This window comes from Pseudoalteromonas umbrosa, assembly GCF_030125375.1.
Lineage (GTDB): Bacteria > Pseudomonadota > Gammaproteobacteria > Enterobacterales > Alteromonadaceae > Pseudoalteromonas > Pseudoalteromonas umbrosa.
On sequence record NZ_JASJUU010000010.1, the window covers coordinates 1 to 22,570 of the forward strand.

The 22,570-nt window shown below is 44.3% G+C and carries 21 protein-coding genes; 8 read left to right on the forward strand and 13 right to left on the reverse strand.

Annotated elements, in window-relative coordinates; all coding sequences use genetic code 11:
• Positions 1 to 478 precede the first annotated feature (478 nt).
• Positions 479 to 1,012, forward strand: coding sequence for a gamma carbonic anhydrase family protein (locus QNM16_RS23985; RefSeq protein WP_284022909.1), 534 nt, complete (start codon positions 479 to 481; stop codon positions 1,010 to 1,012).
• Here the strand turns inward: QNM16_RS23985 and QNM16_RS23990 are convergent.
• Together QNM16_RS23990 and aroE are read right to left on the reverse strand one after the other, a co-directional pair.
• Complete coding sequence (locus tag QNM16_RS23990; RefSeq protein WP_063360129.1) at positions 998 to 1,237, reverse strand: DUF1488 family protein; 240 nt, start codon at positions 1,235 to 1,237, stop codon at positions 998 to 1,000. The two genes, QNM16_RS23985 and QNM16_RS23990, sit on opposite strands and share 15 nt — an antisense overlap.
• A 2-nt stretch (positions 1,238 to 1,239) precedes the next feature.
• Positions 1,240 to 2,049, reverse strand: a complete 810-nt coding sequence (gene aroE, locus QNM16_RS23995; RefSeq protein ID WP_284022770.1) for a shikimate dehydrogenase — start codon at positions 2,047 to 2,049, stop codon at positions 1,240 to 1,242.
• A 26-nt stretch (positions 2,050 to 2,075) separates the two neighbouring features.
• Here aroE and QNM16_RS24000 point away from each other — a divergent pair, with 26 nt between their 5' ends.
• Together QNM16_RS24000 and QNM16_RS24005 are read left to right on the forward strand one after the other, a co-directional pair.
• Positions 2,076 to 2,537: a group II truncated hemoglobin gene (locus tag QNM16_RS24000; RefSeq protein ID WP_063369194.1), complete on the forward strand. Its 462-nt coding sequence runs from the start codon at positions 2,076 to 2,078 to the stop codon at positions 2,535 to 2,537.
• Positions 2,538 to 2,640: 103 nt separating this feature from the next.
• A complete protein-coding gene (locus QNM16_RS24005; RefSeq protein ID WP_284022771.1) occupies positions 2,641 to 4,248 on the forward strand; it encodes a methyl-accepting chemotaxis protein in 1,608 nt (535 codons plus the stop codon).
• A 62-nt stretch (positions 4,249 to 4,310) separates the two neighbouring features.
• Here QNM16_RS24005 and hemF read toward each other — a convergent pair whose 3' ends face one another.
• The 6 genes from hemF to QNM16_RS24035 all read right to left on the reverse strand — a co-directional run bounded on the left by hemF (position 4,311) and on the right by QNM16_RS24035 (position 9,247).
• The gene (gene hemF / locus QNM16_RS24010) at positions 4,311 to 5,237 is read right to left on the reverse strand and encodes an oxygen-dependent coproporphyrinogen oxidase (protein WP_284022772.1); all 927 of its coding nucleotides are present in this window, start codon (positions 5,235 to 5,237) and stop codon (positions 4,311 to 4,313) included.
• Positions 5,238 to 5,241: 4 nt separating this feature from the next.
• On the reverse strand, positions 5,242 to 5,817 hold the full coding sequence (gene tsaC, locus QNM16_RS24015) for an L-threonylcarbamoyladenylate synthase type 1 TsaC (protein WP_284022773.1): 576 nt from the start codon (positions 5,815 to 5,817) through the stop codon (positions 5,242 to 5,244).
• Complete coding sequence (locus QNM16_RS24020; RefSeq protein WP_063360170.1) at positions 5,804 to 6,382, reverse strand: DNA topoisomerase family protein; 579 nt, start codon at positions 6,380 to 6,382, stop codon at positions 5,804 to 5,806. Before QNM16_RS24020 ends, tsaC begins: the two co-directional genes overlap by 14 nt.
• Positions 6,383 to 6,552: 170 nt before the next feature.
• Positions 6,553 to 7,026, reverse strand: a complete 474-nt coding sequence (locus QNM16_RS24025) for a DUF494 family protein (RefSeq protein ID WP_063360135.1) — start codon at positions 7,024 to 7,026, stop codon at positions 6,553 to 6,555.
• Positions 7,027 to 7,028: 2 nt separating this feature from the next.
• The gene (dprA, locus tag QNM16_RS24030) at positions 7,029 to 8,108 is read right to left on the reverse strand and encodes a DNA-processing protein DprA (protein ID WP_284022774.1); all 1,080 of its coding nucleotides are present in this window, start codon (positions 8,106 to 8,108) and stop codon (positions 7,029 to 7,031) included.
• 26 nt (positions 8,109 to 8,134) lie between these two features.
• A complete protein-coding gene (locus QNM16_RS24035) occupies positions 8,135 to 9,247 on the reverse strand; it encodes a LysM peptidoglycan-binding domain-containing protein (RefSeq protein WP_284022775.1) in 1,113 nt (370 codons plus the stop codon).
• A 116-nt stretch (positions 9,248 to 9,363) separates the two neighbouring features.
• Between QNM16_RS24035 and def the strand changes: the two genes are divergently transcribed.
• Genes def through trkA form a run of 4 tightly spaced genes read left to right on the forward strand, consistent with a single transcriptional unit; the run spans position 9,364 to position 13,527 of the window.
• Positions 9,364 to 9,873: a peptide deformylase gene (gene def, locus QNM16_RS24040; RefSeq protein WP_237138917.1), complete on the forward strand. Its 510-nt coding sequence runs from the start codon at positions 9,364 to 9,366 to the stop codon at positions 9,871 to 9,873.
• 31 nt (positions 9,874 to 9,904) lie between these two features.
• Positions 9,905 to 10,849, forward strand: coding sequence for a methionyl-tRNA formyltransferase (fmt, locus tag QNM16_RS24045; protein WP_284022776.1), 945 nt, complete (start codon positions 9,905 to 9,907; stop codon positions 10,847 to 10,849).
• Entirely contained in the window at positions 10,849 to 12,132 is a 1,284-nt protein-coding gene (gene rsmB / locus QNM16_RS24050) for a 16S rRNA (cytosine(967)-C(5))-methyltransferase RsmB (protein ID WP_284022777.1), read from the forward strand. The genes fmt and rsmB overlap by 1 nt, the downstream gene beginning before the upstream one ends.
• An 18-nt stretch (positions 12,133 to 12,150) precedes the next feature.
• Entirely contained in the window at positions 12,151 to 13,527 is a 1,377-nt protein-coding gene (gene trkA / locus QNM16_RS24055) for a Trk system potassium transporter TrkA (protein ID WP_063360141.1), read from the forward strand.
• 46 nt (positions 13,528 to 13,573) lie between these two features.
• On the opposite strand, the gene QNM16_RS24060 is transcribed toward trkA, so the two are convergent.
• From QNM16_RS24060 to QNM16_RS24080, 5 genes are all read right to left on the reverse strand, one after another.
• A complete protein-coding gene (locus QNM16_RS24060) occupies positions 13,574 to 14,251 on the reverse strand; it encodes a flagellar brake protein (RefSeq protein ID WP_284022778.1) in 678 nt (225 codons plus the stop codon).
• Positions 14,252 to 14,493: 242 nt separating this feature from the next.
• The gene (locus QNM16_RS24065; RefSeq protein ID WP_284022779.1) at positions 14,494 to 15,945 is read right to left on the reverse strand and encodes a TrkH family potassium uptake protein; all 1,452 of its coding nucleotides are present in this window, start codon (positions 15,943 to 15,945) and stop codon (positions 14,494 to 14,496) included.
• 83 nt (positions 15,946 to 16,028) lie between these two features.
• Positions 16,029 to 16,643, reverse strand: a complete 615-nt coding sequence (locus QNM16_RS24070) for a YigZ family protein (RefSeq protein ID WP_284022780.1) — start codon at positions 16,641 to 16,643, stop codon at positions 16,029 to 16,031.
• Positions 16,644 to 16,730: 87 nt separating this feature from the next.
• Positions 16,731 to 18,053, reverse strand: a complete 1,323-nt coding sequence (pepQ, locus tag QNM16_RS24075; RefSeq protein WP_284022781.1) for a Xaa-Pro dipeptidase — start codon at positions 18,051 to 18,053, stop codon at positions 16,731 to 16,733.
• 105 nt (positions 18,054 to 18,158) lie between these two features.
• The gene (locus tag QNM16_RS24080) at positions 18,159 to 20,027 is read right to left on the reverse strand and encodes a transglycosylase SLT domain-containing protein (RefSeq protein WP_284022910.1); all 1,869 of its coding nucleotides are present in this window, start codon (positions 20,025 to 20,027) and stop codon (positions 18,159 to 18,161) included.
• Positions 20,028 to 20,407: 380 nt separating this feature from the next.
• Between QNM16_RS24080 and fadB the strand changes: the two genes are divergently transcribed.
• Positions 20,408 to 22,570 carry a fatty acid oxidation complex subunit alpha FadB gene (gene fadB / locus QNM16_RS24085; protein ID WP_284022782.1) on the forward strand — a complete coding sequence of 721 codons (2,163 nt, stop codon included), beginning with the start codon at positions 20,408 to 20,410 and terminating at the stop codon, positions 22,568 to 22,570.

The following is a 22,570-nucleotide window of genomic DNA, read 5'->3' on the forward strand; positions in this document are numbered from 1 at the left end:
ATAAATTGACTATATAGTCACTCATAAGAAATTGAGACTCTAAATATTTTGTTAGAACTCAATCTGTACGAGTGCCCACACAGATGATTGCTTCATATTTTTAAAGAACAGTGTAACTAACTCTCGGTTAGTTACCGCAGCCTTGCTGCGAAGTGGAGCGCCATATTAACCGCTTCACTTTTAAAGTCAACTAGAAAATTTAATTTTTTAATTAATCTTTCAATTTAACTTTAACCTTCACTTTAGTTTGCGTTTTCTCTCGCATCCCCCGTGTCAGTGGGTGCGCATTATAGGGAGCTGAGAAAATTGTGCAAGCACTTTTTAGAGAAAACTTATAAAAATACGCTGCTCGCGCAATTATTGAGCTAAACACACTAAAAGTGTACATTAAGCATTCGATTGTAGGTTTGTTATCTCTCTGTAGAGATTTAAATCATTAAACTCTACACTAGTGCTATCTTCTTTTTAGAGTCTTAAAATCATGTTAAGAACGTATAAAGGTATCGCCCCTAAGTTATCTGAAGGGGTATATGTAGATGAAAGCGCAGTTTTAGTTGGCGATATTAGTATTGGCAAACATAGTAGTGTGTGGCCTTTAGTGGCCGCGCGTGGCGATGTTAATTATATCACTATTGGTGAGCGGACCAATGTACAAGATGGCAGCGTTTTACATTTGACACGTAAAAGTCAAACAAATCCTGAAGGCTACCCTTTGATCATCGGTGATGATGTGACTGTTGGCCATAAAGTTATGCTACACGGCTGCAAGCTAGGCAATCGTATCTTGGTCGGTATGGGTGCGATTGTCATGGACAATGTCACCGTTGAAGATGATGTCATTATTGGTGGCGGTGCGCTAGTCCCACCTAACAAGACGCTGGAGTCTGGCTATTTATACGTTGGCAGCCCAGTCAAGCAAGCTCGTAAATTAACAGATCAAGAGCTCGCTTTTTTAAAAGTCTCCGCGCAGAATTACGTAGAGCTTAAAGATGAGTATTTAGAGGAAGGTTAACTCTATTTCACCAGATGCCGAATAGCTTTCATCCTCTATGAGCTCTTCGGCTTGCATTTCATAATCAAACTGATGATTTCTAAAATGCACCAAAGGTTCTTCTAGCGTTGCAGGTACCGCAATTACACATGGCACTATCATGCCAGAAACCATGGCAGTAAAGACTAATCGACTAAGAGCAACATCATAGTGAATATCATCATTAAATAAGACCGCTTGATTCATGATTATTTTACCCTTTCCAATACCGCTTCAACATTTGGAGATTTACCTCGCCACACAGTATACGCTTCAGCAGCTTGCCCAACTAACATGCCAATACCATCAATTAGCTGACAATTTGAATTATGCGTCGCTATCCAGTTTAAAAAGCTCGTCTGCGTATCACTATAAAACATATCGTAGCCCCAACTTGTCTGCGCCACGACATTACTTGCAATATTCGGTATGTCACCGGTGACGCTCGAGGATGTCGAGTTTATCACACCTGTGTAAGGTAAATGTGGGATTTCATTGAGTGCCACAGCCGTGACTTCACCGTAAGAGGCAAATAACGTCGCTAATTGTTGCGCTTTTGACACCGTACGATTTGCTACTACGATGTGTTTAACACCAGCCTGCAATAATGGATATATACACCCCCTTGCTGCACCACCAGCGCCCAAGAGCAAAATGACAGCATCTTGTAATTGCACTTGATGTCTGAGTAAATCCGATACTAGGCCAGCACCATCCGTATTATCACCTAATACTGTTCCATCATCTTGTCGCTTTAATGTATTAACAGCGCCAGCCAGTTTTGCCCGCTCAGTTAGCAGATCAGCATAATTAAATGCTTCTTCTTTGAACGGTAAAGTGACATTCGCGCCAAGTCCGCCATCTACAAAGAACGCATTGATACTATTAACAAAGCCATCTACCGGCGCCAATATAGCGGTATAGTCAATCTGCTCATTAAGTTCAGATGCAAATTGCGAATGAATCTCTGGCGATTTAGAATGCTTTATCGGGTTACCAAAAACCGCGTATTTATCCATTTTTAGCCTAACAATAGTGATAGTGAATGAAGCAGTTAATTAAACGTATCTTTAATAAAGATGCAAGTGAAGATCCTAAGACATCGCAAAATCATCATGCACCTAACCCCGAGCGCACGCCCTATGAATTAATTGGTGGTGAAAAAGGGGCGCTCGCTTTAGCAAACCGTTTTTATGATGTTATGGAAAGCGATCCCTATGCAAAACCACTTTACGACATGCACCCACTGCCACTTGATAGGATCCGTCAGGTATTTTTTGAATTCTTGTCTGGTTGGTTGGGTGGTCCTGACTTATTTGTCGAAAAGTATGGTCATCCGCGTCTGAGAATGCGCCACATGCCTTTTACTATCAACCAAGACCTGCGTGACCAATGGATGTATTGCATGGATAAAGCATTAGATGCTGAGATTGATAACCCACTACTGCGTGAAGGCTTAAGAAAGTCGCTGGCACAATTAGCGACACATATGATTAACCAAGACTAGTGTGCTATTTGTAATTTTGCATTAGCGAAGTCACTTTTGCGCTGAGTCAAATGGTACAGGATTATTCACACGCATAATGGATGCTTAATTTCTATTAGGTGCGATGCGTGTGAAGTCTATTCAACATAAAATATATGCCCTGCTCGCCGTTACTGGTGTATTGGTACTCATAGCCAGTATCTTGAGCAATAGTAGTCAACAAAAAAACCTCGCCGAGCAAACTGTCGAAACCAATATTCGATTACTGGCCGATAATTACTTCGACTCTATCAATACCATGATGCTCACCGGCACTATGTCTAATCGACATATTCTCGGGGAAAAGCTTCGTAACCATGACAATATTGAAGATGCTCACATCGTCCGTGGTGCTCAAGTCAATAAACTTTACGGCCAAGGAAATACCAACGAATCCCCACAAACGGATGCTGAACATGCGGCACTCAGAGGTGAAGAGCTCTTAGTCATCGAGCAACGCGGTGATGAGCGAGTTATGACTTACCTAAAACCCATGGTTGCCAGTGCTGATTACAAAGGCACAAATTGCTTAGGTTGCCATCAAGCGCAAGAAGGTGATGTGTTAGGTGCAGTCAAAATCAGCTACTCTCTGAGCGATATCGATAATACTGTCGATACCAATACCATATTTAGTACCGCACTACTAAGTACCATCTTTGCCACTGCGTTCATCATTTTAGGTGTCTTATTCCGCAAACTATTTATCGTTCGCTTAAAAAGGCTTGGTAAAACCATGCGCCTTGCTACGTCCAACCAAGATTTAAGCTTACGTATTGAAGATGATATAGATGATGAGCTAGGCCGCCTTGCTACTAACTTCAATAAAATGATGGCAGCCTTTAAAGATAGTATCGCCGAGGTGTCCCGTTCATCAAAAATCCTGATCCACTCTGCGGAGCATATATACACCGCTGCAGAAACCACAGAAGAAGCAATACAAGCGCAAAAACAAGGGACAGATTCGGTCGCTGCCGCAATCAATGAACTAGAGAGTTCATCCAGTGAAGTAAAAAATACCACCCACTTTGCCTCTGAAAAGTCTGACAGTAGCAATCACCTTGCGGAGCAAAGTATGTCGATTGCCCACACCACAGAGCAAAGTATCAATCAATTAGCCGATGATATTCGAGATGCGGCTAATCAAGTCAGTCAACTGCAAACACAAACTCTTGCCGTTGGCAAAGTGCTAGAGGTGATAAGCAGTATTGCAGAGCAAACGAATTTGCTGGCGCTGAATGCTGCTATAGAAGCCGCACGCGCAGGAGAAGCTGGCAGAGGGTTTGCTGTGGTTGCCGATGAAGTGAGGACTCTGGCAACCCGTACTCATGACTCTACTGATGAGATACGCCGCACCATAGATAAATTACAACAAGAAGCACAACAAACCGTCAGCGCAATGACGGCTTCCTGTGCTGAAGCGGATGATCGCGCACAGCAAGTGCAACAGGTTGCTCAGGCGTTAAAGGATATTTCATCTCAAATGCATGAAATCAATGCACTCAATGTGCAAATTGCCGATGCCACGGAGCAACAAAATCAAGCTGCTGAAGAGATCAACCAAAGTGTCGTCGCCATTCGTGATAATGCCGAGCAATCATTGGAGGATGCCCACGGTAGTAAACGAGTCAGCGAAGAACTACTCGAGCTAGCACGCTCTTTAGACGAGCAGGTGCGAGGATTCACATTAGACTAACCAATAAAAAAGGAGCATCATGCTCCTTTTTTAATAACTCAATCTTTGATAGCTCAACCAATTTATGAGAGCGAGTCTATATTCAACCAATCTTGTGGTTTTAAGAAATGCTCATATAACTTTGCTTCATTAGAGCCAGACTCTGGGGTGAAGTCATACTCCCATCTAGCTAATGGCGGCATCGACATCAAAATGGACTCCGTACGACCACCACTTTGCAAACCAAATAGTGTGCCTCTGTCCCATACTAAATTGAATTCAACATAGCGACCTCGACGATAAAGCTGAAATTCGCGCTCTTGCTCAGTCACCGGGGAAGCCTTCCTGCGCTCAATGATGGGAACATAAGCAGGCAAAAAGCCTTCGCCAACGGCTTGCATAAAGGCAAAGCTCTTATCAAAGCCCCATTCATTCAGATCATCAAAAAATAATCCACCTACGCCACGGGTCTCATCACGGTGTTTTAAGTAAAAATAATCATCACACCACTTTTTATACCGCGGATACACGTCATCACCAAATGGGTCACATAGGTCTTTTGCGACTTGGTGCCAGTGCTTAACGTCTTCCAAATACGGATAAAACGGCGTTAGATCAAAACCACCGCCAAACCACCAAATTGGCTCCTCGCCTTCTTTTTCGGCAATGAAAAAACGTACATTGGCGTGACTGGTAGGTATATGTGGATTTTTTGGGTGAATAACCAAAGAGACACCACAAGCATGAAAACTTCGCCCTGCTAATTCTGGTCGATGCGCTGTTGCTGATGCAGGCATTGACGCGCCAAAAACATGAGAATAATTGACACCCCCTTGCTCAATGACATCACCACCTCTAAGCACACGCGTTCGACCGCCGCCGCCTTCTGCACGCTCCCACTTATCTTCCACAAATTTACCACTGCCGTCAGCTTGCTCTAAGCCCGCACAGATAGCATCTTGCAGCTGCAGTAAGAATTCCTTGACCGTCTCTAAATTGACTTTGCTCACGCACTTAGCTCCTAAATACTTTGCCTGTCATGGCATCACGGATTTGGCTTGGTGCAGTGCGACCACCTAATTCACCCGCTTGATAAAAGCCAACACGTTCATTAAACATAGCTTTGGCTTCATCAATGGTCATTGCAGGCTCTTCACCACTGAAGTTAGCACTGGTCGATACGAGTGGCTTACCAAATGTCTTACACAGTTGTTTCACAACAGGGTGATCGGTCACTCGAACCGCAATACTCGAATGCTCACCCGTTAGCCATTTTGGTGTAGTCGATTTTGCAGGTAGAACCCAGGTGACCGGTCCTGGCCATGCTGAAAAGATCTCTGCACGCTTATCCATTGGGATTTTTGCGTCATCGACATAGTCTAAGCACTGGGCAAAATTGTCAGCAATCAGGATCAGGCCTTTTTCAATTGGGCGCTCTTTTAACGCTAAAAGTTTATGTACCGCGCTTTCGCTATCCGGATCGCACCCCAAACCAAAAATGGCTTCTGTGGGATAACAGATCAACTCACCTTGCTGCAATGCGTCAATCGCAGATTGCGGCTTAGCTGTTTGATTTTCATTGTGACTCATAGGGATCCTCAATCATATGCTGACAAGCTTTTTGCGGACATTGTAGCATAGCTTTTCCAGCCCGCTTTTTTTGTACCATCACAGGCCAATCGCACTGCTCACACTGATGTGCTACGGGATATTGATTCAAGCTATATTTGCATTTAGGATAAGCATCGCACGCATAAAAAAACTTGCCGTACTTGTTCTGTCTTTTCTGAAGGTGCCCTTTATGACATTTAGGGCACTGAGGAAGCGTATCAGCTTGCTCCTCTTCTTCATGCACAATGAAGTCGCATTCTGGATAACCGGTACACCCTATAAACATGCCATATCGACCATTTCTGATCACCAATGCTCGGCCACATTCTGGGCAAGGTGCATCATCTAATACTTTGATTTCGTTGCTCTCATGATGAGCAAAAGCGCGCATATAATCGCATGTTGGGTAATTGGCACAGCCGAGAAATGCCCCATTTTTAGAGTGCTTGACCACCAGCTCTGAACCACATTTTGGGCAGATCTCATATTCTTTTTCTAATGCATGTTTATCTGCATTAAAAAGAGAGTGATCAATTTTGCTCATTTTTTTACCTTCACTGTGCATGCTTTGCGCTATTTTACTGCGTGTATCAATATAAGGACAATAAAATTACACATATATTAGTTAAGATAGGCGTATTTGAAAGAATTAGAAAAACTGAGGACATGAATTTGCTACGGCACTTTGATAGTTCAAATATGCCGCAGGCATTGTTAGTGTAGTAACCCTGATGGTTGCTCGAAGATTAAATCTTCCATTTGTGCGTAGGCATGCTCTTTTCCAGGTACATTAAATAGCACCATTAAAATCACCCATTTCAAATCATCCAAACAAATAGATGATTTCTCGAGTGCCAGCATACGGTCAACGACCATTTCTCTGGTCGTGCTATCGATCACGCCTATTTGCTCAACAAACATTAAAAAACCTCGGCATTCTACATCGAGTACTCGACATTCTTCAGCCGTATAAATGCGTATCGCTGAGTCTGGTTTTGCGTTTAAGTAAGGAAATTCGTCACTGTGTTGAAGATCTGCTAGTTGCTCTAACCAATCCAAGGCTTTATATATTTCTGATTGATCAAAGCCTGCGCCAACTAACTCATCTGTTAACTGATTTTGCTCTACGAAGATATCCGCTTCGCTGTGAATATAGTTCTCAAATAAATACATCAGGATATCAAACATATTTAACCCCTCGCTAATTTGATGTAGCCGTTTAATACACGTTCTACTTTGTCTTCAAGCTCTAAGTCCAATAGTCTGGCAAGTACCTGCTCTACTGGCCACTGGGTCCTCTGTGCTAAGGTATCAACGTCAGTTACCTCATAACCGAGATTTTGCAAAACGAGGCAAGCCTCCTGTTTTTTCTCACTTTCTATAATATATAGACTGTTTTCGGGTAAAAAGCTCACCTCTTCGATAATATCGCTGACATTTTCAGTCAGCTTTGCGCCCTGCTTTATTAAAAAGTGGCATCCCTCGGATAAACTGTGGCGAATGGAACCAGGAATAGCAAATACCTCTTTATTTTGCTCAATGGCATAACGCGCAGTGACCAGTGAACCACTTTTAATCTCAGCTTCAACCAATAACACGCCCAAAGAGAGTCCTGATATAATTCGATTGCGTCTTGGAAAATTAGTTCCATGGGGTTTAGTACCGGGCAAAAACTCACTGACTATCAAGCCTTGTTCAACAATGCGCCAATACAGCTCGTCATGACGCTTTGGATAAATCACATCTGCACCTGTGCCCAACACCGCGATAGTCCCCCGCACACTATCCAGTGCACCACGGTGAGCAGCGCCATCTATACCTCTTGCCATACCAGAGGTAATAACAAAATTGGCTGCTCCCAATTGCTTAGCAAAATCATACGCATTGTCCACCCCTAACCGAGATGCACTGCGACTACCGACAATGGCAACTTGAGGTTGATGCAGCAGTTCGCTGTTGCCGCGGCAAAATAATAACCAAGGCGGGCTACAAATATGTTTTAGTGACTCAGGGTAATGGGAATCAAAGTAATGGATAATATGAATTTTTGAAGATAAACACTGGGTAAGGATACGATCCACTTTGCGCCAATCTATGGTGACCAGTTGCTGCGCTATGTGGTCACTCAGACCCAGCTGACAAAGTGCAGGTTGAGAAAAAATAAAAAGTTCCGATAATTCTATCTTTTGTTTTAACGCCAAGATGGTGCTCACACCAATGCCACGACAAAGGTATAAGGCCACTGCTTCTCTCAATGATAAATGTGCCATGCTCCCTCCTTGAAGCAATATTTATGTTAATTCGTTACGCTGTCTCCTATCTGAGCTGGTTGAGTCGTTTTCATTACCATCGCGTAACTAATATTGTCATAGACTTTGAATAGCATCAGCTCACCCACCTTTTCACTGGGCATGTGCCACACAGTGCTATTCTCACTGTTTTCCTCACCAAACCAAGACCCTATTTCTCCTACGAGCTTATCAAGACTGCTGGAGTCTTCTAAATACTTTGGCGTCCCACCACGCTCTACGACTGTCGGAGACTGGCGCAATATGTCTAATACACTGCCTTCAACCAATTGCTGCTTACTGCCTACGTTCAGCACCACAACAGACATAGGGCCAAACTCACTGTGTTGACTGCTACTGGCGATAATGGTGCCATCAACCGCCTCCGTAGGCCTACTCATTTTAAATGTCGCTTTAAAATCTTGACCTTGCGGCAATGGCATTAAAAAGTCACCGGCTTTAACTTCTCTTTTAACTGTTTCAATTTTTACAGTGCTCGGCACCCCTTCAGATATATCTCCCGCATTTAAAGCCCGTGCAGTCCCAACCAAAATAGTTTCATATGCCAGTGTTTTTAGACCATCTTTATAAGCACTGCCCCGACGGTAAATACCATAATTCCCGCCTTGAACAAGGTTACCTTTTACATATAACAAATGACCCGTAATGCTCATTTTAAAATTTTTATTGGCACCCAGCACAATGGGATGTCCGTCAATATCATTTTGCTCAAGTGCTTGGTCGTAACTTAAGTAAGGCTCTAGTACAGATAGAGGTAACGTCGGTATCGCGGTGCCTTTTTCCGCTATGATACGCACGTGTGGAGATAATTTTCTTACCCCTTTATCAATTACCAATATCGGATTCCCATGCTCATCCTGTCCGAGCGATAAAATATCACCAGGGTAAATCAAATGCGGATTATCAATTTGCGGGTTTTGCTGCCACAATGCTCGCCACTTCCAAGGGCTATTTAAATACAAACTCGAAATATCCCATAGTGTGTCACCCTTCTTAACCACATACCGCTTGGGCGCGTCAGATTTAACCGTCAAAGTATCGGCCATCGTAGGGAATACAGCTGAAGCTGCCAGTAATAAGGCTGCAATTTGAGATTTCATTCCGAATTCCTTGAGTTATTTTTAGATATTATCCACCAAAACCTGTTAAAGGGGAACGTGAATGGCTAAAATAAGAGCATACATTACCCCATTTATACAGACTGTAAAAGGTATCCATGGCAAAGTTAGAAGTGCTTACATTTCCAGACGAGCGTTTGCGTACAGTGGCAAAACCGGTGGAAGAAGTAAATGATGAAATCCGTCAAATCGTTAAAGACATGTTAGAAACCATGTATGAAGAAAACGGCGTTGGTTTAGCAGCAACACAAGTTGATATTCATCAGCGTATTGTAGTGATTGACGTGTCAGAAGAACGTAATGAACCGTATGTTTTGATCAACCCTGAAATCATCGCCACAGAAGGGACTATGGTCTGCGAAGAGGGTTGTCTCTCTGTACCCTACTCATATGCAAAAGTAGATCGTGCAGAGAAAGTGACCGTCAAAGCCCTTAATGAAAACGGTGAAGAGTACCAATTTGATGCGCAAGAACTGCTTTCAAACTGTGTACAGCATGAGTTAGATCACCTTGCAGGCAAGCTTTTCATTGATTACCTGTCGCCACTTAAGCGCCAACGTATCAAGAAAAAAATTGAAAAAGAAGCGCGCCTAGCGGCTAAAGCGTAATCATACACATTTTTTATTGGACAGATTATTCGTGAATACCCCTTTACGTATCGTGTTTGCTGGCACGCCAGATTTTGCTGCTCGCCACCTTCAAGCATTACTCGACTCCCATCATGAAGTTGTTGCTGTTTACAGTACTCCAGATAAACCTGCTGGTCGCGGTAAAAAACTGAAAGCCAGTGAAGTCAAAACACTCGCTCTAGAGAATAACCTACCCGTTATCCAACCAGCTTCTCTAAAAAACGACGAAGCAAAGCAACAACTTGCTGAGTTAAATGCTGATGTTATGGTCGTGGTCGCATATGGACTGTTACTACCAAAAGCCATATTAGAAACGCCTAAACTTGGTTGCCTTAATGTACACGGCTCTATTTTGCCAAGGTGGCGTGGTGCTGCCCCCATTCAACGCGCTATTTGGGCTGGGGATAAAGAAACCGGTGTGACCATCATGCAAATGGATGAAGGCTTGGATACCGGCGACATGTTACACATCGCCACGTGTCCAATCGATACGCAAGAAACCAGTGCAAGCCTATACGCAAAGCTCGCTGAGTTAGGCCCATCTGCATTGGTAGAAACATTAGATAAGCTCGCAGCGGGTAACATCACCCCAGAAGTTCAGGATGACGCACTATCAAACTACGCAAAAAAGCTCTCTAAGCAAGAGGCTGACATTGATTGGGCCATGGAAGCTGCGCAAATTGAGCGTAATATCCGCGCGTTCAACCCATGGCCAATGTGCTTTACGCAAATGCAGTCACAGACAGTGAAAATTTGGCAGGCTAATGTCGTCGAACAGCAAGGTGAAGCTGGTACAGTTTTGAGCGCAAACAAACAAGGTATTGTCGTTGCGTGTGGTACTCAGGCCTTACAGATCACCCAACTGCAACCGCAGGGTAAAAAGCCAATGTCGGCGCAGGACTTTCTAAATGGTCGCGCTGAATGGGTAACGCCTGGCAATAAGGTAGGTGCCTAATGGCGAATGTACGCGCACTAGCGGCACAAACACTATTTCAAGTCGTGGATAAAGGTCAGTCGCTCACAGCCCAATTGCCTTATGCTAGCCAAAAGCTCCCTGTCAAAGATCGCGCTTTACTGCAGCAAATGTGCTACGGCGTGCTGCGCTATTTGCCGAGCCTTGAAAACTATTGTCAGCAGTTACTTGATCAACCACTACGGGGCAAGCGTCGCGTATTTCAGTTTTTGCTTTATGTCGGTATTTATCAACTTCAGCATATGCGCGTCCCCGCTCATGCTGCGGTAGCTGAAACCGTTAACGCACTTAAGTCATTAGGTGCGCCCGGTATGAAAGGTCTAGTCAACGCAGTACTGCGCAACTTTCAGCGTCAGCAGGTAACACTTGAGCAAAGTGCGAATGAAATCATGGTCTGTCAGTATAACCACCCAAGTTGGTTTATCAAAAAGCTTCAAGCTGCTTACCCTGAAACTTGGACTGACATCCTAGAAGCAAATCAACAACAAGCGCCTATGTGGCTGCGTGTAAATCAGCGTCAAGCCGACACTGTTACCTACGCTAAGCAACTAGATCAAGCAGGCATTGACTATACACTTGATGAATCGCATCCTGATGGTATTTTACTTGACCACCCAGTAGATGTGACAAAATTACCGGACTTCCCAACTGGAGCAAGCTCTGTGCAAGATGCCGCAGCGCAAATGGCCGCTCGCTTATTATCACCGCAAGATGGTGATCTTATTTTAGATGCATGCGCTGCTCCGGGCGGAAAAACCTGTCATATATTGGAACTGGCAGATGCCCAAGTAACCGCATTAGATGCTGACGAGAAGCGTTTAGAGCGCGTCACAGATAACCTCAATCGTTTATCACTAGAGGCGCTATGCGTGCATGGGCTTGCTGATGAACCTGATAACTGGTGGCAAGGCGAGCAATTTGATCGTATTCTGTTAGACGTACCTTGTTCTGCAACTGGTGTGATCCGTCGTCACCCTGATATCAAATGGTTAAGACGCGCAACCGACATTGATGAACTGGCAGCGTTACAAGCTAAAATACTGGATAATATCTGGCCATTGCTAAAGCCAGGCGGTACTTTAGTCTATGCGACCTGCTCTGTATTGCCGGAAGAAAACCACCAGCAGATCAGTGCTTTCTTATCACGCACAGACGATGCAAAACACATTACTTTGCACGCACAAGACAAGGTTGAACAGCCTGGCTTACAATTATTGCCTGGCATCACGGATGGCTTCTATTACGCCAAGTTGCAAAAACTCTAAACGTTGTAAGTTTAAGCTATGAAAATCATTATTTTAGGCGCTGGACAAGTTGGCGGTACACTGGCAGAAAACCTCGTTGGTGAGCAAAACGAAATCACGGTTGTTGATATCGACGGTGAGCGTTTACGTGAGCTACAGGATAAATATGACCTGCAAGGCGTCAATGGACATAGTGCGCACCCAGAAGTGCTCAGGCAAGCGGGTGCCGAAGATGCCGATATGATTATTGCCGTGACCAGTTCCGATGAAGTAAACATGGTTGCATGCCAAGTCGCCTATAGTATTTTCAATACGCCTACAAAAATTGCTCGGATCCGCTCCGAGCAATATCTAGACTATCGCGAAAAGCTATTCCACAACGATGATCTACCCGTAGATCATTACATTGCACCGGAGCAATTGGTCACCAAGTATATTCGTCGATTAATTGATTATCCCGGTGCACTGCAAGTTCTGCAATTTGCAGATGGCATGCTGTCACTGGTTGCGGTCAAAGCATATTATGGTGGCTTACTGGTTGGTTACGCGCTGTCAGCATTGAAAGAGCATATCCCTAATGTTGATACTCGAGTGGCTGCAATTTACCGTCAAGGTAAAGCAATCAAGCCTCTGGGTACAACCGTGATAGAAGCGGATGATGAAGTCTTCTTTATCGCCGCTACTAAACACATCCGCGCAGTCATGAATGAGCTGCAAAAACTAGAGCAATCGTATAAAAAAATCATGATAGCAGGTGGCGGTAATATCGGTGCAGGTCTTGCTCGCTCGTTAGAGAAAAATCATAGTGTTAAACTGATTGAACGCAATCACAGTCGTGCATCTCAGCTTTCTGAAATGCTTGATAATACGGTTGTATTCTGTGGTGATGCCTCTGATCAAGAGCTCCTATCTGAAGAACATATCGAACAAGTAGATGTGTTTATTGCCGTTACGAACGATGATGAAGCCAATATTATGGCTGCCATGTTAGCCAAACGTATGGGTGCGCAAAAAACCATGGTGCTGATCCAACGCAGTGCCTATGTTGACCTTGTGCAAGGTGGTGAAATTGATATCGCAATCTCACCTCAGCAAGCCACGATTTCAGCCCTATTGACCCATGTTCGTCGTGGTGATATCGTCAATGTTTACTCGCTACGTAAAGGTGCTGCAGAAGCCATCGAAGCCGTCGCACACGGTGATGAGAATACCTCCAAAGTCGTAGGTCGAGCGATCCGTGATATTAGATTGCCACACGGCACAACCATTGGCGCAATAGTGAGAGACTCTGAAGTACTTATTGCCCACGATCACACTGTAATTGAGTCAGGTGATCACGTTATCATGTTCTTAATCGATAAAAAGCAAATAGGTGTCGTAGAAAAGCTATTCCAAGTCAGTGCGCTATTTGTATAACACACATCCGAGATGGCCTGTATGCGCCATCTCATCACAGCGAAGATTACTCATTACCCAGTACAGAAATATCAATTAAATAATCTTTGAGTATCGCCTGTACTTGCTTATCTTGGCTGTCTAAATGTATGCCCAATGACACTATGTCTTCTTGGTTTTCTTTCACTCGGCACACTTTACCGACAAGCGTGAGCTTTCGAGCATCTTTGCCCTCAATTAAAATCTCACAAGACAGTTCTTTTAACTCTTCTGGCAAATGCGTTTTCTGAACATCAAACATTAAACCCGCTAAAGAAATATCTTTGATGACACCTACTTCACTTTTCCCTTCAACATTCAATACAGCTGGTATCAAAGTAGGAATACGAGTTTGAGCACGTAGTTTATAGGTTTGCACTTCGTTAGGGTAATATAGATAAATGAGTCTGGCTGGGTGTGTTGTGACAGATTTAATGGTTTCTTTAAATGCGATAATTTGTCCATCACCTTCTTCAGGTAAAGCACGTACAATCACCTCAGTGCCTTCTTTGACATAATCCATTGCTGCCCCCAAGCGCTGGTGGCTGGGGTGGTTTAAAATAATAAATTGATTCTCAAGGGCACCGACAAACTCAGTTTTAATCCGCTTGCGATTGGCTGGCAGTACAATCTCCATATCGACAATACTTCCCGCCCGCATCTGTAAGACTTGCAAACGATTTTCTGCCAACTCTTGTATAGTCATGCTTAATACCTCTAACTATCTCGCTGTGTCTTTTAGCAGTATGACATCGGTTTATGACGCCATCGCATAATTACTATGAATTATCGTCTAGAGAGAGGAAAACTTTAACTTTTAAGCGAGAATTCACACTTGATGATGGGTTGAAAAGCCCATCATCAGACTTTTGGAGGGAGTAAAAAGAGCAACTCTAAAGAACATGACCACGGCATCCTTGCCTTAGTATAAACCCAATATCTAAAGACCTAGCCACGCCAAAACGTTGGCGTAAATAACACTAATAGAGTAAATATTTCTAAACGACCAAATACCATCGCAAGCGTCAAAATCCACTTAGCGGTATCGGTGATATCACCATAGTGCGCAGCCACATCCCCCAAGCCTGGACCTAGGTTATTGAGGCAAGCGGCTGTTGCAGAAAACGCGGTGATATTATCAAGCCCCGTGCCCAGTAGCGCGATCATGATAATTACAAACACCAAAGCATAGGCGGAGAAAAATCCCCATACCGCTTCAACCACCTTGTCTGGTAAGGCTTTTCTACCCAATTTAATCGAATAGATGGCTCTTGGGTGCACCAAGCGATTTAGTTCCCTTATTCCCTGCAAGTACAGTAAAAACACACGAACCACCTTCATCCCACCACCAGTAGAGCCGGCGCAACCACCAATAAAGCTAGAAAAAATCAGTAAAATAGGCAAAAACAGCGGCCAAGCTGAAAAGCTATCGGTTGCAAAGCCCGCTGTCGTACTGATTGAGACAGCTTGGAACAAAGCATGATCTAGTGTCTCATCACCATCGCTATACACTTGATTTGAAGATAATACCGCAAAACAGATCACCACCAGCGCCAGTTGAATAAACAAGAAGACTTTAAATTCAGGGTCGCGTAAATATGCTCGCACACTGCGACTTGCCACCGCCGCATAATGCAGCGAGAAATTAACTGCGGCAATGAGCAAGAACACCACACAGATAAAGTTAATCATCGGGCTATCAAAGTGACCAATCGACGCGTCATACGTAGAAAAGCCGCCTATCGCAATGGTCGCAAACGCATGACAAATGGCATCAAACCAGCCCATTCCAGCAAACTTATACGCCAGCGTACACGCAGCAGTCAGGGCCACATAAATGTACCAAAGGTGTTTTGCCGTATCGGCAATACGCGGCGTCATTTTCGAGTCTTTCACCGGGCCCGGTGTTTCTGCACGATATAACTGCATCCCACCAACGCCAAGCATAGGCAGCACCGCGACCGCAAGTACAATGATCCCCATGCCGCCAAGCCACTGCAGCTGTTGACGGTAAAACAGTACTGACTTTGGTAAATACTCTATCCCAGTTAAGACCGTGGCACCTGTGGTTGTTAAACCAGAAAATGCTTCAAATACCGCGTCGGCAAAAGAGAGGTTAGGTTCATCGAGAAATATAAGAGGTACGGATGCAAACGATCCCAGTACCAACCAAAATAACACCACAATCAAAAAGCCTTCTCGGGCTTTGAGTTCACCGCGTTCTTTTCGGTTTGGGTAATAGGCCATCAGACCAATTAAGACACTAAAGATAAAAGCCAAAACGAAAGGCACACCACCACCATCTTTGTAGATCAAAGACACCAGTGCTGGCGGCACCATAGTCAAACTAAACAGTGCGACGAGTTGGCCAAGAATTTTTATAATGGTACGAAATTGCATAACGCAGATCGCTTGTTGTTATGATTAAACTTGATTGTCTAATACACTCGGGCGTTAGTAAACCTCATAACCCGACAAAGCAATTACTTTTGTAGTTTCATTGTCACACTACCGTGGGTCAGATCAAATATTGACTGAATGGCCAGCTTGGCTTCTCGGGCATCAATCTCTATTTGCCAGCCAATATTTGCTGTAAACGTATGTTGGATATTCAGCACCTGATACTGACTAGCTAAGTGTTGCTCAATGACCCCTTGCAGCGCATAGTCGGACTCACCTATGAGCACTGCTGCAGGTACTTTCACAGCTGTCGTCAGCACATTCAAGGCGTTATTCAAAGTGCCCCCATAGGCTCGAACTAGGCCACCTGTTCCCAGCTTAATCCCCCCGAAATAACGTGTTGTCACCGCGGTAATTTCACCAATGCCAGAACCCATTAAGACATTCAACATGGGTTTTCCAGCCGTGCCATTCGGCTCACCATCGTCAGAAAAGCCCAAGACATGACTGCCTCCTGGTGCCCCAGCCACATGCGCCCAACAGTTGTGACGCGCATCTGGATATGCGTCATTAATACTGCGAATAAATGCTTTTGCATCATCCACTGTAGGGGTATGCGCAACATGCACCAAAAACGTACTTTTTTTGATTTCTTCGTGGTGTGAAATGGTTTCAGTTGGGATTTTATATTCTGACATAAGGTATTTTCTAGCAAAAAGGAGCCTTTCGACTCCTTTTATTAAACAAGCTGAGCCGCACTTGAACCAGTACGACACACCAACATATTAATCTAAGTTAAGATCGCGCGTCATATTCTCTAAACGGTCTTCGTGAACAATAATATTGTCTTCAATACGGATCCCGCCATATGGCTTAAACTGGTCAACCTTATCCCAATTGATATGCTGCGCGTGTTCGCCTTTCGCTAAATCGCTAAGTAATGAATCAATGAAATATAAACCAGGCTCAATGGTAAATACCTGCCCAGCTTCAATGCGTCTTGTACAACGTAAGAATGGGTGCCCTTCAGGTGGTGCCTGATGTGTACCTTGCTCATCAGCCATAAAGCCCCCCATGTCATGTACTTGCAAGCCAATGTGGTGGCCCAATCCATGCGGAAAGAACGTTGATGAAATACCCTTCTCGACAATCTCATCTGCACCTAAGTTCACCACTTTAAAGTCAGACAAAATTTGCGCCATACGACGATGGCAATCAATGTGTAGGTCACCGTACAGTTTGCCCAGCTCTAGTGCATTACCAAGGGCTATTTGATGTTGGTTTAACGCATCTACCATTTCTGCAAATTGCCCTTGCTTAGCAAAGTCATAGGTACGCGTGATGTCTGAAGCATAACCATTGAAGTTGGCGCCTGCATCAATTAAGAATGAGAGATGCTTGCTCGGAGCCTGACGTTCAAAATGCGTGTAGTGCAAAATCGCACAGTGCTGGTTAAGCGCCACGATATTGCCATACGGCGTATCATTTTCCATATGTGCAGTCGCATTCAAATACGCCTGCTGAATAGAAAACTCAGATCCACCAGCATAAAATTCATCTCTGGCAGCTTGGTGGCCAAGTACCGCAATGCGGTTAGCTTCGCGCAGACAGGTCAGCTCATATTGTGTCTTGTAAGCACGATGATAATGCAGATAGTTCATCACTGGCTCTGGGTTCATTTGACCAAAACCAAGCGCTTGCGCGACCTCGAGGTATTCGCCGATATAGGCAAACTTCTCTTTGTCATAAGGCAGTAGTTTTTCAACCTGCTCAGGGTGAACTAGCAACGTAATATCAAAATGCTCAGCCCAAAAATCACTTGGCTCATCAGGGACTTTATGCCAAAAATCTACAGGACGATAAAAAATCAATTTAGGCTTATCTACGCCATTGGCCACTAACCAACAGTGTGGGTTATCGATGACCGGTAACCAAGCTTTAAACTGCGGATTAACTTTAAATGGATAATACATATCATCCAAAAACTGGCGTTTAGCTTGACCGGAATGAATAACTAAGCCATCTAGGCCTTCGCGCTCAACGATGGTTTTAGTACGCGCCTGAAGCGTGGTGATATGCTCTGCATACAAATTTGCTAATGTGTCCACAGTGTACCCATATTAATTCTGTTCGATTATGTTTGAGTCTAACATAGCACCGTCTCAAAAACGATGCCATGCCAACTCCTTGAAATGACGTTACAGCACGACGCTTTAACGTTTGCCGCCTATACTCATATCCAAGATCCCTGCCAACACATTCCCATCTCGACCAAGCTTGGTATGATAGACCTGTCGATACGCCATCACATTTTTCACATAGTCCCGAGTTTCTCGATATGGAATAAGCTCAATCCATAATTCAGCAGGCATGGCTTCATCCGGTACCCAGCGCTTCACTCTGTGATAACCAGCGTTATAGGAAGCGGTCGCTAATATCTCATTGCCCTTAGTTTTACGCTTTAAGTACTCCAAATAGTCCGTCCCAAGACGAATATTAATAGACGGTGTCATCAACTGCTTCTTAGAGACACGCTTTTTCGCCACATAACGGGCTGTGCTCGGCAGCATCTGCATCAAGCCATAAGCATCAGCAGAGGATCTCGCATCTGGTGCAAAACTACTTTCACGACGTGCCACCGCATAGCTCCAAGCAAGATCAACCCGATTTCGCTCACTATAACGCTCAAATAAACTGTCAAACGCCATCGGGAAGCGTAAATCGACATAGTTCCATGCTTTAATCTGCGCTAGGGTATAAATGGTGCTGTCATACCAGTCTAATTCTGCAGCCAATATCGATGCCGCAAGCTTTTCTTCAGTACTGGATGTGTTAGTTAAATAGTTCCATTCTCTACGAGCGTGGGTAAAACGCTCCAGTTCATACAGTGCTTTTGCCCGTTTAAAGCCGGGCGCTTGTGACACACTCGCTAACGTTTGCTCATTGACATCCAGTGACTGCGCATTCATTGACGGTGGTAAGTTCAGTCGCGCCGCTGCCAGAAAACCATAATAATCTCGCTTACTGGCCAGTGACTGCCACAGTGATGTCGCTTTGGCTGAGTCTCCACGTTTAAAGTAGCTGTAACCGAGCCAATAAGTTTGCCCATTGCTCAAGTTATCCATACCTGTGAACAATGCTGCGATCCCTTCCCAATCTTGCTCTTTGAGCATATTACTCATCAGCCATTGACGGAGCTTCACATCTTGTAATTCAGTAGGCACTTTATTCAACCAAAAACGCGCTTGCTCATGCCCTTTTGATGCCAAAGCCAGCGCAAAGCGATAAGCTACACTGTCTTTCTGCGCTTGGCTAAATTCAAACATGTCTTGCAGTTTATCCCATGCCCTAAGCGCCAACTTGGGGTCACGCCAAATAAGTCGTCTGACGCCATACACCGCGATTTCACTTTCTTTTTGACTGCGCTGTTTATAACGATATAGCCCAGCTGACGCACTTGGGTTTCTGCGCACTGCGACATATAAATCAGCAAGATACGCTTCATTGCTTGGCAACAGCGTTTTTAAGTATTTAATTAACGAGGTTTGGCCGCCTTGTGCTGCCTTGGTAATGCGTTGCCAAATTAACGCTTGTGAGCGGTAACCTGCTTTTTGCCACTGTGAAAATAACTTATCGCAGGCTTTAGGTTGTGACTTGCCCACCACCCACAAAGGTTCAACTTGATCTAAAATTGCTTTTTTGGGCGCGCCTAAATCCAGTTGAAACTGCAAATACGTGCATTTTAACTCTGCATTATTTGTTGTCTGATAATGTTCAATAAATAACGCTTTCTTACCGCGCTTTTTTAAATAGTTCAGCCAGCTTTTGCGCACAGGCCAATCCAAGGGCGTGTGATCATAAACAGATAAAAACTGACTAATTTCTGCTTGATATTTTAACCTCGGATGACGTTTATAAAATGTCATCTCGACGTAAGGCTTCAATGGATGATCAAGTTCATCCAGTGCGTGTTTAAATTTAGTGTAATTTCCTGACCAAGCGATTCGCTCAGCTTGTATAAAATCTTGATGGGGCTTTTGCGCATACCCTTGGGTACTTAACAAAGTGAAAAAAGCGCACATACCCGTACTAAAAAACCGAGAGATCCGTAATTTCATGGCGACCTATACTTTACATAAATGCGTTGTATATCCAGACCCAGCTAATTTAAAAACCGTGTTTAAAGACAAAAGCTGAGTACTTCCTTAATTAAACTGCGTCACGCAGCCTTGAGCAGCACCTATGCCCTACTCATAATCAAGTTATGCATGATTGAAGGTTTAAATAAACTGAATGCGTAAACCTTAAAACACCTTAGTCCAATCTATGCACTTAGCCACCTTAACATCCCAATTTATGCTTTACAGTAAATCTGCGGTAAATTTTTCATTGCAATTTTCATTTAAAGGCGCCACACTGAATGAAATGACAACTCATCGTACCAGTGTCACGGAGAACAAGTATGTTAATCAAAAGCGAGTCCTTTGTAGTTGATTTTTGCAAAGGCAATATTGCTGAGTTTAAATTTTGTCTGCCCGGTTCGGTCAACAAGCTCTCTCAACAAACCCTGCAAGACTGTGCCAAAGCACTAGCTGAACTCAGCACACGTGATGATGTAAAAGGCCTAGTTTTTACCAGTGATAAAGACCACTTTATTGTTGGCGCCGATATCTTCGAATTCTTACCGACCTTTAATCGCCCTGAACAAGAACTCGTAAGTTGGATCAAAGATGCCACTGACGTATTCGATGCGATTGAAGACTTACCTTTCCCAACTCTATCTGCTATCAATGGCCTAGCACTAGGCGGTGGATGTGAGTGGGTACTTGCTACCGACTATCGTATTGCAACTCCTAATGCCAAAATCGGTTTACCTGAAGTCAAACTTGGGATCATGCCTGGTTTTGGTGGTACCGTGAGACTACCTCGTGTGATTGGTGCAGATAATGCCATGACTTGGATTTCAACCGGTCAGGAAAATCGCGCGCCCGATGCCTTTAAAGTCGGCGCATTAGATGCCGTTGTTGCAGCGGATAAATTAATGGACGCCGCGATAAAAACACTAGAGCAAGCCATTGATGGTAAGCTCGATTGGCAAGCAAAGCGCCAACTTAAACTTGAGCCTTTAAAGATGAATCGTGTCGAGCAAGGCATGAGCTTTGCCATGGCAGAAGGCATGGTCATGGCAAAAACCAAAGGCCATTACCCTGCGCCAGTGATGGCAGTCAAAACCATCAAAGCGGCTGCTAATCATACTCGCGCAGAGGCTATGGCAATCGAAAATGCCAACTTTGCAAAATTAGCCAAAACAGCTGAAGCGGCGGCGCAAACTGGTATTTTCCTAGCGGACCAGTACATTAAAGGCGTTGCCAAAAAACAAGCAAAAGCAAGCCAACTTGATATTAAGCAAGCGGCTGTACTCGGTGCTGGCATTATGGGTGGTGGCATTGCCTACCAATCAGCCTATAAAGGCACGCCGATTGTCATGAAGGACATCAACCAAGCTGCGCTTGATTTAGGCATGGGCGAAGCGGCCGGCCTACTGGGTAAAAAAGTAAAACGCGGCCACATGAAAACAGAGAAAATGGTTGCGACGCTTGGGAAGATAAAACCAACACTCAACGAGCGTGATTTAGAAAACTCAGACATCATTGTTGAAGCCGTTGTCGAAAACCCACAAATTAAAAAAGCAGTGCTGGCTGATTTAGAAAAGCAGTTACCAAAAGGCACTGTACTGACGTCAAATACCTCTACTATCCGTATTGACGAGTTAGCAACTGCGCTTGAAAACCCAGAGCATTTCTGTGGTATGCACTTCTTTAATCCAGTACCTAAGATGCCACTTGTTGAAATTATTCGTGGTGAAAAAACCTCAGATGACACAGTAGCAGCTGTTGTTGACTACGCATTGAAACTCGGTAAGTCCCCAATTGTCGTTAACGACTGCCCAGGCTTTTTCGTAAACCGCGTCTTATTCCCTTATTTTGCAGGCTTCAGTAAGCTCGTTGTTGAAGGGGCTGACTTTAGTAAAATAGACAAAGTCATGGAAAATGTGTTTGGTTGGCCTATGGGTCCAGCTTACCTGCTTGATGTCGTCGGTATCGACACGGCAAATCACTGTACAGGTGTGATGGCTGAGGGTTTCCCTACTCGCATGGCCCGTCAAGACAAAGACCCAGTTTCCTTACTGGCCAATGCAGAGCGTTTTGGTCAAAAGAATCACAAAGGGTTTTACCAATATGCGCCGGATAGAAAAGGCCGCTTGAAAAAGAGCAAAGACCCTGAATCATTGGTCCTTTTAAGTCAGATTTGTGATGATGCGCAGCAGTTTGACAAGCAAACTATTATTGAGCGCTGCATGGTCCCTATGATCAACGAAGTACTGCTTTGTTTGCAAGAGGGCATTGTCGCTTCACCACAAGAAGCAGATATGGCACTCATTTACGGTATTGGCTTCCCGCCATTTAGAGGTGGCGCTTTCCGTTACTTGGATCAAATTGGGTTAAGTGAGTTTGTTGCTATGGCAGATAAATATGCTGACTTAGGTGAAATCTACCAAGTTTCAGAGCAAACGCGTGCTTGGGCAGCAGAAGGTAAAGTGTTCTATCAAGTGGAGGGCCAGTAA

Coding starts and splice junctions, on each gene's coding strand:
- QNM16_RS23990 (WP_063360129.1), bottom strand. CDS start 1,237: ATGAATCAAGCGGTCTTATTTAATGATGATATTCACTATGATGTTGCT.
- aroE (WP_284022770.1), bottom strand. CDS start 2,049: ATGGATAAATACGCGGTTTTTGGTAACCCGATAAAGCATTCTAAATCG.
- QNM16_RS24000 (WP_063369194.1), top strand. CDS start 2,076: ATGAAGCAGTTAATTAAACGTATCTTTAATAAAGATGCAAGTGAAGAT.
- QNM16_RS24005 (WP_284022771.1), top strand. CDS start 2,641: ATGCGTGTGAAGTCTATTCAACATAAAATATATGCCCTGCTCGCCGTT.
- tsaC (WP_284022773.1), bottom strand. CDS start 5,817: ATGAGTCACAATGAAAATCAAACAGCTAAGCCGCAATCTGCGATTGAC.
- QNM16_RS24020 (WP_063360170.1), bottom strand. CDS start 6,382: ATGAGCAAAATTGATCACTCTCTTTTTAATGCAGATAAACATGCATTA.
- QNM16_RS24025 (WP_063360135.1), bottom strand. CDS start 7,026: ATGTTTGATATCCTGATGTATTTATTTGAGAACTATATTCACAGCGAA.
- dprA (WP_284022774.1), bottom strand. CDS start 8,108: ATGGCACATTTATCATTGAGAGAAGCAGTGGCCTTATACCTTTGTCGT.
- QNM16_RS24035 (WP_284022775.1), bottom strand. CDS start 9,247: ATGAAATCTCAAATTGCAGCCTTATTACTGGCAGCTTCAGCTGTATTC.
- def (WP_237138917.1), top strand. CDS start 9,364: ATGGCAAAGTTAGAAGTGCTTACATTTCCAGACGAGCGTTTGCGTACA.
- rsmB (WP_284022777.1), top strand. CDS start 10,849: ATGGCGAATGTACGCGCACTAGCGGCACAAACACTATTTCAAGTCGTG.
- trkA (WP_063360141.1), top strand. CDS start 12,151: ATGAAAATCATTATTTTAGGCGCTGGACAAGTTGGCGGTACACTGGCA.
- QNM16_RS24060 (WP_284022778.1), bottom strand. CDS start 14,251: ATGACTATACAAGAGTTGGCAGAAAATCGTTTGCAAGTCTTACAGATG.
- QNM16_RS24065 (WP_284022779.1), bottom strand. CDS start 15,945: ATGCAATTTCGTACCATTATAAAAATTCTTGGCCAACTCGTCGCACTG.
- QNM16_RS24070 (WP_284022780.1), bottom strand. CDS start 16,643: ATGTCAGAATATAAAATCCCAACTGAAACCATTTCACACCACGAAGAA.
- QNM16_RS24080 (WP_284022910.1), bottom strand. CDS start 20,027: ATGTGCGCTTTTTTCACTTTGTTAAGTACCCAAGGGTATGCGCAAAAG.
- fadB (WP_284022782.1), top strand. CDS start 20,408: ATGTTAATCAAAAGCGAGTCCTTTGTAGTTGATTTTTGCAAAGGCAAT.